The organism is Chitinophaga hostae, assembly GCF_018224885.1.
Lineage (GTDB): Bacteria > Bacteroidota > Bacteroidia > Chitinophagales > Chitinophagaceae > Chitinophaga > Chitinophaga hostae.
In genome coordinates this window covers 106,673-119,169 of the sequence record NZ_JAGTXB010000008.1, presented here as the reverse complement: position 1 = coordinate 119,169, position 12,497 = coordinate 106,673, and the positions used below count along the sequence as shown (strand labels likewise).

General features: G+C 48.8%; 8 protein-coding genes. 7 read left to right on the top strand and 1 reads right to left on the bottom strand.

Annotation, left to right across the window (positions count from 1 at the left end; genetic code table 11):
• Positions 1 to 66 precede the first annotated feature (66 nt).
• From KE626_RS17660 to KE626_RS17630, 7 genes are all read left to right on the top strand, one after another.
• Positions 67 to 3,597, top strand: coding sequence for a SusC/RagA family TonB-linked outer membrane protein (locus tag KE626_RS17660; RefSeq protein ID WP_211974251.1), 3,531 nt, complete (start codon positions 67 to 69; stop codon positions 3,595 to 3,597).
• Between the two features lie 20 nt (positions 3,598 to 3,617).
• A complete protein-coding gene (locus KE626_RS17655) occupies positions 3,618 to 5,000 on the top strand; it encodes a RagB/SusD family nutrient uptake outer membrane protein (RefSeq protein ID WP_211974250.1) in 1,383 nt (460 codons plus the stop codon).
• 30 nt (positions 5,001 to 5,030) lie between these two features.
• On the top strand, positions 5,031 to 6,233 hold the full coding sequence (locus tag KE626_RS17650) for a TlpA disulfide reductase family protein (protein ID WP_211974249.1): 1,203 nt from the start codon (positions 5,031 to 5,033) through the stop codon (positions 6,231 to 6,233).
• Between the two features lie 22 nt (positions 6,234 to 6,255).
• On the top strand, positions 6,256 to 7,428 hold the full coding sequence (locus KE626_RS17645; RefSeq protein ID WP_249207535.1) for a TlpA disulfide reductase family protein: 1,173 nt from the start codon (positions 6,256 to 6,258) through the stop codon (positions 7,426 to 7,428).
• A gap of 26 nt (positions 7,429 to 7,454) precedes the next feature.
• Positions 7,455 to 7,961, top strand: a complete 507-nt coding sequence (locus KE626_RS17640; protein ID WP_211974248.1) for a hypothetical protein — start codon at positions 7,455 to 7,457, stop codon at positions 7,959 to 7,961.
• A 249-nt stretch (positions 7,962 to 8,210) separates the two neighbouring features.
• A complete protein-coding gene (locus KE626_RS17635) occupies positions 8,211 to 8,873 on the top strand; it encodes an HAD family hydrolase (protein ID WP_211974247.1) in 663 nt (220 codons plus the stop codon).
• 80 nt (positions 8,874 to 8,953) lie between these two features.
• Entirely contained in the window at positions 8,954 to 9,658 is a 705-nt protein-coding gene (locus KE626_RS17630; RefSeq protein ID WP_211974246.1) for an NUDIX hydrolase, read from the top strand.
• An 89-nt stretch (positions 9,659 to 9,747) separates the two neighbouring features.
• Here KE626_RS17630 and KE626_RS17625 read toward each other — a convergent pair whose 3' ends face one another.
• Positions 9,748 to 12,495: a glycoside hydrolase family 2 protein gene (locus tag KE626_RS17625; protein ID WP_211974245.1), complete on the bottom strand. Its 2,748-nt coding sequence runs from the start codon at positions 12,493 to 12,495 to the stop codon at positions 9,748 to 9,750.
• Positions 12,496 to 12,497: the final 2 nt, after the last annotated feature.

Below are 12,497 nucleotides of genomic sequence, written 5' to 3'. Positions count from 1 at the left end.
AGTGCTTGGAGGCCACGCTTGATGACTGTCATATGCATTTAGTTAACACTAAAATCAACCAAATATATGCAAAAATTGCTTACGCTAACTTTTATACAGGGTTTTATGAGATGGAGCGTAATGGTCACTGTTTTTATACTGGGAGGTATCACCCTCCTGTATGCCAGTAAGGGCTATAGCCAGCTATTACAGCAGGTAAGGGTCACAGAAAAATTTGAAAACGAATCCCTCGCTTCCTGCGTCAAAAAACTGGAATCCGGCTACCACCTTTCCTTTGGTTATGATAACCAGGAACTGGTACGCTACCAGGTAAAGAAATTAAAATTTGTAAACGAACGGCTGGACAAGGTTTTAGATGCCTTGCTGGAAAATACGCCGTTGAAGTATGTAGAAAAAAATGGGGTATTGCTGATCATCAAACAAGCCTCGCAACCCCTGGCACACCTGCAACCAACCGGACCTGGTAAAATAAAAGGAAAGGTGACAGAAGGCGACAATGGGCCGCCGGTACCAGGTGTTACCGTAAAAGTTACCGGAACAAAATATTATGCCATCACCAACGAAAATGGCGCCTTCGAAATCACGTTGCCTGCAGGTACCTATCAGCTTACTTTCAGCTCTATCGGCTTTAATAAGGCAGAAGTATCCACGGTGAAAGTGCTGTCCGATGCGGTTACACAACAGGCCGTCAGCCTGTTTATAGCGCCATCCCGTTTGACCGAAGCCGTAGTGATTGGCTATGGCGTGCAGGAAAGACGCAGTCTGCTCGGCGCGGTAGCCACCTATAGTCCCACCGATGAACCGGGGCAGTCGCCGCTTACTATCGACCAGGCCATGATCGGCAAACTCCCCGGTGTTTTCATCGCTCCCTCCAGCGGCGTGCCCGGCGCAGCTTCCAATATCACCATCCGTGGTATCAGCACCCTAAATGCCAACGGTAACTCCCCATTGATTGTAGTGGATGGCGTACCCATCTATGGCATCGATCCAAATCTGAACACGGTAGATTATAACAAAGGCGGCAGCCCGGGATTTTCCTTTGGCGGTAACCAGGTAGTCAACGAATACCGCCAGCCTACCACCTTCGAAAAAAATCCGCTGGCCACTCTGAATCCCGATGATATTGAATCCGTGGAAGTGCTGAAGGATGCTTATTCTACTGCCATCTATGGTTCCCGGGGCTCAGCGGGCGTTATCCTGATCACCACTAAAAAAGGCGCAAAAGGAAAAATGCGTGTAGACGTTCAGGTGAGTAGCTCTCTGAGCAAACCGAGAGCAGTACCCGCTGTGATGTCAGGGGAACAGTACGCTGATTTTTATACTGAACTTTTCAGGCAGAAGGATTCTATCGGCAAAGCTACCTCCGGCAGCTGGTATATTCCCTTTAACTATAAATTCCCCAAAGGCGTAAATACCAACTGGCTCGACGAAGTAGTACGCAACGCCTATGGCGCCAATGCGGTGATATCCATGAGCGGCGGTACAGAAAAGTCGAACTATTATGTAAGCCTGGGATACAACAAGGAACAGTCCTATATCATCAATAACGATCTTACCCGCTACCAGGGCCGCGTAAACTTCGACAACCAGATGAGCAAATCCCTGAAGGTGGGTGTGAGCATGACGTTGAATCAAACCGTAAACAACTCCCTGAGCGCACAGAATGTATACCGATCCGCTGTGCAGAAAGCGCCCAATATCACCGTTTTCGACAGCACCGGTACCCGTTACAACTGGTTATTTGGTAACAACCCAACGGGCCCGGAAGATGTTTCCAACCCGGTAGGTGAGGCCCGCTCAGGTAAAAATTATAATACCGATAACCTGGTGCTGGGTAACGTTTTTGCCGACCTTAAGCTGCTGCCATGGTTAAGCCTGCATTCCGATGTAGGGATCGATTGGATCAGTTCCCGCGCCTACAGCCGTATCATTGACCGCCCCAAAACCATAGGCGGCTCTGCTACAGAAACCCAGCAACAGTTACGTAAATGGGTAGTCAACAACCGGCTCGATATCAATAGGGTTATCGGGAACGGACACGCGGTAAGCGCCATGCTGGGACAAAGTTTTGAGAAATCAGTAGAGAATACCAACAGCGTAACCGGTACCGGTTTTCTGAACGATGATATGCTGAGCATCGTTACTGCCAACAACAAAAGAGTGCAGAACTCATTGCAACAACAATGGGCACAGGTGTCGTTCCTGAGCAGGCTGAACTACGAATACAAACATAAATATATGGCAGGTGCTACGTATCGCCTCGACGGATCTTCCCGGTTTTCTGCCAATCACCGCTATGTAGGTTTTCCTTCCTTCGCACTCGGTTGGGTGCCCAGTGAAGAAGGTTTTCTGAAAGGATCCAAAGCTATTGAGCAACTGAAAATCCGCGCCAGCGTAGGGTTTACCGGTAACGACGGCGGCAATGGGTACTATGGTAACCAGGGGCAATACGTGGTGAACGTTTACGGCGCCACCTATGGTAATGTATCTGCGATCGACAACAAACAACCAGCCAACCCCAACCTGCAATGGGAACGGACCACCACCTGGAACGTAGGCGCAGACTATAGCCTATGGCAGGGACGCCTGAGAGGTTCCATTGATTATTACCGCCGGCAAACCTCCAATGCCATCCTGCAGTCGGCACTGCCTTATTTTATGGGCTTTGACCTGCAGCAGCAAAACCGCGCGGATCTTACCAACAAAGGGATCGAGTTTAGTCTCACCAGTCTGAACGTTACCGCAAAAAATTTCAGCTGGACTACCAACTTCAATATTTCCGGTAACCGCAATACTGTTACCCGCCTGCACCAGATCGATGAAGAACAGCTGGCGGCAGAAAATGAAATATCCGGCGGCCGTTTCTGGCGCATAGGACATTCTGCTACCGCTTTTTATTTATATGACTGGAGTGGCGTAAACGCTGCCAATGGCCAGCCGCAATGGGCGGACAACAGCGGTAAAATATCTGAAGTGCCTATTCAGAAACAATATCCCGATGCGCCTTATACCCAGCGTAAATATATGGGAGATGCCATGCCTGTGGTGTTCGGTGGTTTTGGTAATACCTTTACCTATAAAGGGTTTGAACTGAACTGCTTTTGCTCTTTTTCTGCCGGTAATAAAATATATAATGGCGCCAAAGCGGCTATGTACAGCTATCTTGGAAGTTCTTACTCTTCCGCTAATGTGTACAACCTGTCGGCCGATCTGCTGAATTACTGGAAAACTCCGGGTCAGAAAACAGCCATTCCTGCGCTGATCAATGGCTCCAATTATGCGTTGGCAGGCTTTGGTACCTCGTACGACTATACGCTGGACCGGAAAAATTCAAGGTTTCTCGAAGATGCCTCTTTTGTGAAATTACGCAGTCTCCTGTTGGGCTATAACTTCAACAGCAACCAGCTGAAAGGCATGAAAATATTTACCGCATTGAAATTATACGCAGAAGCAAACAACCTGTTTATCCTCACCAAATATTCCGGACTGGATCCTGAAGTGAGCGCATATGGTTCTTCTGCCCTGAACATGGGATTTGATGAACTCACGATGCCTGCTCCCCGTACCTGGAGAGTGGGTATAAAAGCATCTTTCTAACAATATAAACTGAGCGGGACATGAAAAAATACAGATACCATATAAGCCTGTTTACATTGCTGCTGGCGCTTTGCGCCTGCAGCAAGCAACTGGACCTGAAGCCGGAAGGTACCATGGTGGAGGCGGAGCTGCTGAAAAATGAGCAAACAACGGAAAGCTACCTGGCAAGTACCTATCTCAAAATGATGGATGCAGTAGCAGGCAATAGTTATCTTTTGGGAGATATCACCGCCGGCATTGCCGATACATTTGATAAAAACCTGGTCAAAGGTAGTATCGATCCGCGCGATGATCAGTATGCCACACTCTGGTCGCAGCCATACATTACTATTAACCAGTGCAACGTTATCATTTCCCGGCTGTCAAAGTATGCCGCATTCGATAAAAGCAAGCAGGCGGGCTTTATCGCGGAGGCAAGGTTTATCCGCGCCTATTGCTACATGGTGTTGCTGCGCATTTACGGTGATGGCGCACTGCAGGGTAAAGGTGGGAATATGGGCGTGCCGCTAAGACTCAGTGCTTTTGATGGATACGACGGTTCACAGGACCTGCCGCGCGCTACTAACGACGAAGTATACACGCAAATGCTGAATGACCTCGATGCCGCTATCCCTGATTTGCCCGTATCCCGCGGTAATGTATTGAACCAGGGCAGCAGGGCAACAAAAGGAGCCGCTAATGCATTGGCAGCAAGAATATGTTTGTATAAACAGGCATACGATAAAACAGCTGCCTATGCGCAGGCAGCCATGAGCGGGAATGTATACCATTTGCAGCCCAACTTCTGGAGCCTGTGGCCCGATAATTCCGCCAGCCAGGGCAGCTACCAGCTGAGCAGCGAAATATTGTTTGCCCTGCCGGAAAGTTTTAACAAGAGTTCCAAATTAAATGACAACAACGGTATTTACTACGCATATGGATTCAATAACCCGTTACCCGCATTTCTGAACAGCTATGCCCCCGGCGACGAGCGGAAGGATAGCCTCCTGCTGAGTGGGAAGACAGTGATACGTAAGTTTACCGACATGAATATCCGCGACAATGTGCCGCTGATCCGTTTACCGGAAGTAATGCTTACCGCCGCAGAAGCACTGGCTCAGACCAAAGGTGTGAACAGCACTTCCATTGATCTGCTGAACCAGGTATACGCACGCGCCTATACGAAAAGCGGGGTGCCGCATACATATGTAGCAGCCGACTTCCCCACACCGGCAGCCCTCATCGCCAGGATACGCCAGGAACGTAAATGGGAGCTGGCTTTTGAAGGGTTTGCCCGTTTTGATGCCATCCGCGCCAACACGGCGCCTAACCCGGAATTGCCGGCTAACCGCTATGCAATGCCTGTACCGCAACACGAAATTGATATTACAAGGGGGCTCATTAAACAAACCCCCGGCTATTAATTATTATATCGGAAACTCAATTAAACACAAATGAAAAAAATCATTACCGTCATTTCAGCAACTATGATCTGCCTGGGTACCTATGCCCAAACCCGGCCGGAGATTATATTAACGGGCACCATTACCGGTAACCTGAAAGGACATAATAAGATGTACCTCTACTCGCGCACCTATAACGACTCCGCGATGATAGAAAATGGTCGTTATACTTTTCATATTCCGTTCAAAGAACCGGTATTCCTCATGCTGCTGCCGGAATATATCCTGGCAGAACGGCAAATGTATTCGCCCTTTGGCATCCTGATGGATAAACCCGTTACCTATACGGTTACTTCGGATGTAAGCAAAGGTCTCAGCGCATCCGTAGTAAAAGGATCTGAAGCAACGGAACTGTTACAGGCTTATGGCAAAGAAAAAGCCGCTGCCTGGAAAACGATCAGCGAAAAATTAAAGCAAGAGTTTGGGCCGGCCTGGCTGCAGGAAACCGACCCGCGCTATGCTGCATTTGAAGAAAAACAAAAACAGCTGCAGGAGCAACACCTGGTGCCTTTACTGCAAAAACTGGTTAAAGCACATCCCAACTCCTACGCCACCGTATTTAGTCTGGGTGAAGCCAAGGGAATGATGACGATAGAACAACAGGAACGCCTGTACGCTGATTTATCTTCCGGGATGAAGCAAACAAAAGAGGCAAAAGAATTTCATGAATTTTCCCAGGGTCTCCGCAATTCCGCTGTAGGCAGAAAGGTAAGCAACTTTACCCTGCCTGATGAAAAGGATCAGTCGCTTTCTTTTGCCAGCTTTAAAGGAAAATATGTGCTGATCGACTTCTGGGCCAGCTGGTGCAGTCCATGCCGTCAATCATTTCCACACATGAGGGAAGTATTTAAGCAGTACCAGGATAAGAACTTCGAAATCTACAGCATTTCCATCGACAAAAGTAAAGAGGCCTGGCTGAAGGCAGTGGCGGAAGAAAACAACCCCTGGAAACAGGCGTTGGATAACATCAATATTGCCGGCAGCGGATTCGCCATCACCGGCGTGCCTACCACTTACCTGATCAGCCCTGAAGGAGAGATCCTGCTGAAAGAAGTGGGCTTTAACCCCGATGGCAGCGGCGCTATCGAAAAAAAGCTGACAGAGCTGTTTGGTGGCAGCGTAAAAACTGCAGAGAAAACATCACCGGAAAAAGGAAAAGTGACAGACGCTGTTCCTATGGTGCCTATGCAATAACCCATTAAAACCAACACTTAAAATGAATACATATCAAAACAAGTTGGCCGGCATATTAATGCTGATGGTAGGTTTTACTACCACCGTCTCGGCACAGCAGGCAAAGAAATTTATTACCGTGAGCGGTAAAATCAAGTTCCCGCCTCCGGCAGAACAGCAGGAGAAATTTCCTTTCCGCGTACAGAAACAGGTAGGCGACGACCGCGTAACAATCGACACCATTCGCCTCAAACCGGATGGGACCTATAGTATAAAGATTGATGCTACACGGCCACAGTTTTATATCCTGAACGAATTTGAGGAAGACCGCCTGACCATCTGGGCAGGAAAGGATAACCTGAAAATCGATTTTCGTGGCATGGATACAGCAGCCATGAAAATCAAGAACCCGCCCTATGTATTTATCGAAGGCAGTAAGGAAAATGACCTGATCAACGAGGTGAATTTCATGAGTTACCGCAATTATCAGAACATGATCGAAGTAGGGCAACTGCAATACAAGGCCTCCCTGGCAAAGGATACAGCACTGGAACGGGCGCTGGGTGAGCAGTACAACTGGCTGTTCAATGATATGGGAGAGCGCATCAAACTGCTGATGAAAATGAATCAGCATACCCCCGTATTGATGTACGCGCTGGATTACCTGCATCCGATTAAGGACAAGACACTGATCCTGGCGGAAATATCCCGGCTCTCGAAAGCATATCCCTGGTTGGCAGAGGCCAAGCAGAAAAAAGAGGATATGGTCAGGGCAGAGGCCATTGCAAAGAAAACAGGCATTGGCGCCACAGCAATAGACTTTACACAAAATAATACGGCCGGTAAACCGGTAAAATTATCGGACTACCGTGGTAAATATGTGCTGCTGGACTTCTGGGCCAGCTGGTGCGGACCATGCCGCGCAGAAAATCCGAATGTATTGGATAACTATGAAAAGTACCATAGCAAGGGATTGGAAATCCTGGGAGTATCCCTTGATGATAAAAAGGATGCGTGGCTGAAAGCCATCAAGGATGACGGGCTGGAATGGGCGCATGTAAGCGACCTCAAAGGCTGGAAGAATGAAGTGGCAAAAGAGTACAATATCCGTGCAGTGCCCAGCAACTTTTTAATCGACAAGGAAGGAAAAATTGTAGCTGTAGACCTGCGCGGAGAGGAACTAACCCAAAAGCTGGCCGAAATTTTTGATAAATAGATTGGATCACCTGTAATTATTATGTTATGAAGAAAATACTGACACTCCTGTTGATCTGCTGTAGCACCGCTGCTATGGCCCAAATGCAGGCTGCGCAAAAGATTATTCCCGACTATACGCACGAAACATTTATAAAAGCGCAGCCGGTAAAAATCTGGAGAACAATCCGTAACCTCGCACAGGTAAAAGATTATTCGAATGGTACCATCAAAGATGTGCAGATCATTACCGAGAATGATACCCGTTACCGGGACATCACTTTCTCCGACAACCGCAAGCGCCGGGATATCATTGACCAGGTGCATGAATCCTACAAGTTTTTTGTATACAGCATTGTATCGCCACTGCCTGCCGGCATTACCCACGCCACGGTTACGGCGCTGGTTGAATCCCTGCCGGACAAGGACGACAGCTCTGTTGTGAGATGGAGTATTATGCTGGAAGGCAATAAGGCCAGCCGGAAACCATTAGTGGATACGCTTTCTGCCGAAATAGCCAGCTACGAGGCCGGCTTGAAAAAGCTGCTGGAATAGGAATTTTTTCTTGCCCAGGATTTTTTCTTGCCCAGGATTAACAGTGATTTTGATAATTTACAGGATTTTAATTCATAGATTTTATTTTGATTTAAAAAGATGAACGAAGATAGAAGTGGATACTCGCTTCTATCTTCGCTAATCTTTTTTAAATCATCAAAGAAAAAATCCTGTAAATCATCAAAATCACTGTTAATCCTGGGCAAGAAAAAAATTCGCATATCTTTGCGCCTTACAAAAAAAGGCGCTATGACTCAGCAGGAAAAAGCATTTCTTTTTGACCTGAACGGTACGATGATCAATGACATGGAGTTTCACCTGGAAGGTTGGTATAACATGTTGAATAAGCTGGGTGCTAATCTTCCCCGGGAAATTGTGAGGAGCCATATGTATGGCAAAAATGAAGAATTGCTGGTACGGATTTTTGGTAAAGATCACTTTACGGCACAACAGATGGAGGAGATTGCCCATGAAAAGGAAGTGCTTTACCAGGAAGCATTCCGCCCCCACCTTGAACTGATTGCCGGTTTGCCTGCTTTCCTGGAAAAGGCGGCTGCCGCCGGCATCCCGATGGCTATCGGCTCTGCGGCCAATACCTTTAATATCAACTATGTGCTGGATAACCTGGATTTACGGCACTACCTGAAGACTATTGTAAGCGCCGGCGACGTAACCACCAGCAAGCCTGATCCGGAGGTATTCCTCAAATGTGCGGCTGCACTGGGTGTGGCGCCAGCCGGTTGTATTGTGTTTGAAGATGCGCCAAAAGGCGTGGAAGCCGCATTCAATGCAGGGATGGAGGCCGTTGTGTTAACCACTATGCATACACGGGACGAGTTTGCTGCTTATAACAATATCAGGGCTTTTGTGGCCGATTATACGGATCCGGTGTTGCAACAGCTGTTTGCCTGAACCAGGAATATTTCAATATAATTTCCTAATGTCAGCAGCGTGCCATAAATTGCTGGGTTATATAAATAATAATTGCTGGTATGACACGTTATTCAGGGCAATCAAGAATGCTGGTAGCAGTTGATTGTATCATTTTCGGCTTTGACGGGGAAGAGTTAAAGTTGCTGCTGATCAAACGCGGATTTGAGCCGCAGAAAAATAAATGGAGCCTGATGGGCGGCTTTGTGCAGGGTGACGAAGGCTTTGAAACGGCCGCTACCCGCATTTTAAAGAAGCTTACCGGGCTGGAAGGAGTATACATGGAGCAGCTGTTTGCCTTTGGCGAGCCTGCCCGCGACCCGGTAGAGCGTACTGTATCTATCACCTATTTTACGCTGATCGACATCAATCAGTATAAACTCCAGATCAACGATGAATACCACGCCGAGTGGATCGCCCTTGATAAACTGCCGGACCTCATCTTCGACCATACCGAAATGGTAAAAATGGCCCAGGAGAAGCTTCGCTACAAAGCTGCCATACATCCCATTTTGTTTGAGCTGCTGCCGCTTAAATTTACCATCCCCCAACTGCAACTGCTATACGAAGCCGTATACGATGCCACATTCGACAAACGAAACTTTAGCCGCAAGGTATTGTCTACCGGCCTGCTGATCAAGCAAAAAGACAAAGACCGGCTCAGCTCGAAGCGCGGCGCCTTCTACTTTAAACTCGACAAACGTAAATACAACGCCAAGTTCAACGCTTTCCTGAACTTCGTAACAGATCCGGGGAATATCAAATAACAGCTTTTAGCCATTAGCTTTTAGCTTTTAGCAAATGCAGTGAAGATCAACAGTTGATCATCTTCGCTGCATTTGCTAAAAGCTAACGGCTAAAAGCTTATCCATATTTCCCCCCGTACCGGCGTATAATTCAGTTGACCGTTTGCCTGGCTTTCAGGCCCCATTAGCGCGGCCTGCTGGAACTTGGTGCCTATGGGTGCTATCGTATTCATAAAGCCGATATCGCCGTCGGGAAACGCAGGGTTGGTATTGTTATTACTGGCTCCCCTGGGCGGTTGGGGGTGAAATATCTGCAAAAACGTACCCTCGTTACCGGTATAAAAGGTCAGATCCTGTTCGGTAGTGTGAAAGGTAGCCCGGTATACATTGGCATGATAGCCTTTAAATTCCGGGTATTCCCAGCTTTCACCGGTAATTGTGTTGTTGTATGCTTTGTACCAGCTGCCAAATTGCTGGCCCTGCAACCTGTTTTTCCATACCCGGTACGGTCCTTCACCAATCCAGCCAAGACCTTTGACCTTTTCTTCCGGGTAGCGGAAGGTAATGCCGGTGAACGGCGTTTCACCCTTGATGCTATAACTGTATTCCAGGTGCGCGGCCGAAACGCCCGGCTGGAAGGTCCATTTTACCTGCAGGAAACCTTTGCCTTCATAGCGGGCATTGATCGTACAGCCGCCATTGGTGGGCGTTACCTCAAACTGTTGCAGTTCCTGTTTTATACCTGCCAGCACCGGACCACCACTCAATGATATTTTTCCTTTGGAAGTCATCATCTGTAACAATTGCCCCGAGCTCCGGCTGAAATAATAGGCCGCATCTGCGTGATGAACGATGACAGTGTCGCCGCTGTTGGTGGTCACTACGTTTTGTTGTGCTCCACCCGGGAAACTGTTGGCCGCTTTCCGGGGCGATTGCAGGGGCCAGCTATGGGTAACAATTTCCCGGCCATATGGATCCTGCGCAGTTATATACAACACATCTGCCTGCTGCCAATTCCCCGGAAGCGCCAGTTGCAGGAACCCTTTGGCGTGCGGCGCCAGATCCGGCGCTGGTATTGTGCCGGCGGCAATGGTGTCTGCTTTATTATTTTTTCCGGGAGATGGTAACCGCAACAGCTGCCACCTGAACCGGCACTGCGCCAGTGACGTATAGTCGTAACGGTTTTCTACCGGTACCCGGCCATTGAACCCGCTTGATATAACAGGAAGGGATATATGTACCGGTGACCAGGTGGTTTTGATGGCATAAAAACTGCCTTCCTTTTCCCGGTGTGGCCCTACAATGCCATCGGGCGCGTGGTTACCATCGGTATCAATACTATCGTGCTTATCCCTGCGAACCAGTCCCTCGTCGGCAAATGCCCACAGGAACCCGCCGGCGCACCGCGGATGCTGTAACATGCGCTCCCAGAAATCCGGTAAGCCGGCGCCATGGCCTCCATCATACAGCCCATGCATGAACTCTGTTGGCATCAGGATATCCTGGTCGTATAAACTGGAATTAACAACATAACTGAAATCAGGATAGTGCCTCGTGTCCAAACCATTATAGCGCTCCCAAGGATGCAGTACCGGCCGTAGTTGCGGATCATACTCCGCAAAGTCTCCATCGAGTGCCCGGTTAAAACCACCCTCGTTACCATTGTCCCAGAAGATCACTGAAGGGTGGTTAACATCCCGCTCTACCAGCTCCCGCACCAGCCGGTGCCCCACCACTGTATCATAGGCGCCCTGCCAGCCGGTGAGTTCATCCAGCACGAACAACCCCAGCGAATCACATACGTCGAGGAAATGTTCATCCGGCGGGTAATGCGACATGCGCACCGCATTGATGTTCATGTCTTTCATCAGGTTTACATCCAGGATGCTGATAGCCTTGCTCAGCGTACGACCGGTTTCCGGCCAGGCGCTGTGCCGGTTAACGCCTTTCAGCATTACCCTGGTGTCATTTACGTATATGCCATCCCGTGGTCGTATCTCAATGGTGCGGAAACCAAACGGCTGCGTGACGCTATGTAATACCTGCGCACCTTTTTTCAACTGTATAACAGCCTGGTAGCGGTTGGGAAATTCTGCACTCCAGGTGGCCGGATGGGAAACGGATTGACGGAGCGTATATACCTGCCCGTTAGCACCGGGCACCTGCACTGCTTCCTGAACCGGTTGCCCGTTCATGGTGAATACCTGCGCGGAAAGCGTACAACCAGCCGGTAAAGCACTGGTAAATGTTTGTACAGAAAAATCGCCATTGGCGGTGGCATTGATCGCTACATGGTCTATATGAACCAATGGCTTCACCTCGAGGAAAACAGGCCGGTAAATGCCTCCCAATACCCAGAAATCGCCATTGCGTTCCGCCCTGTTCACACCTGCATCGGCCGATTGCTTGCTCACTTTTACTTCCAGCAGGTTGCTGCCGCTGCGCAGCAGGGAGCTGATATCGTATTTGAAGCGGTAAAAGCCACCCTGGTGGACAGGCCCCGCCAGCTTCCCGTTTATTTTTATTGTTGCATCCGTCATCACCCCATCAAACACAATATTTACCTGCCGCTGCTGCCAGTTCGCCGGCGCGGGGAAACGATAACGGTAAAAACCCTGCTCATCGGCCTTTACTTTATCATGACCATAGTTATAACCACCAAAACCCTGTTGCTCCCAATTGGAAGGTACCGCAATGGTAGTATGCTTGCCACTGCGTTGCCCGCCGGAGCAATAAAAATCCCAGTCCACAGTATGATCTTTATCGGTACCTGAAAGATAAATGCGCCGGGTTTCCTGGGCTAACACTGTTTGCAGGCACAACAAGCCCCCCAACAGCAGTAATAGTCTTGCTGACATAA

What these genes read in the sequence shown, in the direction of transcription:
- KE626_RS17660 (WP_211974251.1), top strand. Translation starts at nt 67, where the DNA reads ATGCAAAAATTGCTTACGCTAACTTTTATACAGGGTTTTATGAGATGG.
- KE626_RS17655 (WP_211974250.1), top strand. Translation starts at nt 3,618, where the DNA reads ATGAAAAAATACAGATACCATATAAGCCTGTTTACATTGCTGCTGGCG.
- KE626_RS17650 (WP_211974249.1), top strand. Translation starts at nt 5,031, where the DNA reads ATGAAAAAAATCATTACCGTCATTTCAGCAACTATGATCTGCCTGGGT.
- KE626_RS17645 (WP_249207535.1), top strand. Translation starts at nt 6,256, where the DNA reads ATGAATACATATCAAAACAAGTTGGCCGGCATATTAATGCTGATGGTA.
- KE626_RS17640 (WP_211974248.1), top strand. Translation starts at nt 7,455, where the DNA reads ATGAAGAAAATACTGACACTCCTGTTGATCTGCTGTAGCACCGCTGCT.
- KE626_RS17635 (WP_211974247.1), top strand. Translation starts at nt 8,211, where the DNA reads ATGACTCAGCAGGAAAAAGCATTTCTTTTTGACCTGAACGGTACGATG.
- KE626_RS17630 (WP_211974246.1), top strand. Translation starts at nt 8,954, where the DNA reads ATGACACGTTATTCAGGGCAATCAAGAATGCTGGTAGCAGTTGATTGT.
- KE626_RS17625 (WP_211974245.1), bottom strand. Translation starts at nt 12,495, where the DNA reads ATGTCAGCAAGACTATTACTGCTGTTGGGGGGCTTGTTGTGCCTGCAA.